Below are 1,163 nucleotides of genomic sequence, written 5' to 3'. Positions count from 1 at the left end.
TAAATAACTAGACCAAAAAGGCCATGAAGCCTTAAACTTATAAGCGACGAAACCAATAAGTTAGGACGGACTTCATGACCCAATCTAAAGATATCATCAAACATTCATATAAACAACTATCAAGTGTGGAGCGGGGCCAAATACAGAGCCTTTATGAAGAACATTATTCAATCAGAACCATTGCTAAAAGGCTGTCGCGTGACCCGAGCACAATTAGCCGTGAAATCAAACGGGGTACCGTTACTCAAATGTCTAGCTATGGCGTTTTTACTGAATGTTATTTCGCCGACACCAGCCAAATCCAATATGAACAGCGCCGTTTAAAGTGTCATCGCAAAAGCATGTTGGCCCATAATCCTGAATTCTTTAAACAGTTGGAAATTGTCCTTAAAGCAAAATTCCGCGTCCACAGTGTGGATAGTTTTGTTGGGGCCTACAAACAAGAGCACCCGGATGAATATTGCCCCGCAACATCAACCGTTTATCGCTATATTGATCACGGGTTATTAACGATTGCCAATATCGACCTGCCGCAAAAGATTAGCCGTCACTCTAAGCATGGTTCCGGTCATGTACGGAAGAATAAGAAGATCTTAGGCGATTCAATCGAGCAACGTCCGGTAGCTGCTAATGATCGCTCTGAATTTGGCCACTGGGAAGGTGATCTTGTCAAAGGTAAACGGACTAGTGACCAACCAGCGCTGCTCACCCTAACCGAACGGATGACACGGTATGAAGCGGTTATCAGAATACCGAACTACCAGGCCGCAACTTGTAAGGCGGCCGTTCAACAGTTTGTGGATAAATTTGATGCCTCAGTCGTTAAGTCACTCACTTTCGATAATGGTGCCGAGTTTTCTTCACTTAATGAAGTCACCGGCACACACCTGTACTTTGCTCATCCTTATACGCCGTCAGAACGTGGCAGTAATGAACACCTCAATGGGTTATTAAGAGAATTTATTCCCAAGGGGCAATCAATTGGTGACTTCAGTGATGAACATATCGAACGGGCTACCGCTGCTCTGAACCAACGGCCACGTAAAATCCTCGGCTACAAATCGGCTAATGAATTTATGGCCGAACAATTACTCGCATGACTAACACCTAGACCACTTATAAGTGAAAGCTGGCCGGTGTTGCACTTAGTTTGACAATTTAGG

Annotated in this window: 1 protein-coding gene; it reads left to right on the top strand. The window is 44.4% G+C overall.

What is annotated here, in order from left to right; translation table 11 throughout:
- The first annotated feature begins 74 nt into the window (after positions 1 to 74).
- On the top strand, positions 75 to 1,100 hold the full coding sequence (locus EKM98_RS12010) for an IS30 family transposase (RefSeq protein ID WP_125982759.1): 1,026 nt from the start codon (positions 75 to 77) through the stop codon (positions 1,098 to 1,100).
- Positions 1,101 to 1,163: the final 63 nt, after the last annotated feature.

Source organism: Loigolactobacillus iwatensis (assembly GCF_003950295.1).
Lineage (GTDB): Bacteria > Bacillota > Bacilli > Lactobacillales > Lactobacillaceae > Loigolactobacillus > Loigolactobacillus iwatensis.
Note: the sequence above shows the minus strand (reverse complement) of the source record. Positions and strands in the feature narration are given on the sequence as shown.

Coding starts and splice junctions, on each gene's coding strand:
- EKM98_RS12010 (WP_125982759.1), top strand. CDS start 75: ATGACCCAATCTAAAGATATCATCAAACATTCATATAAACAACTATCA.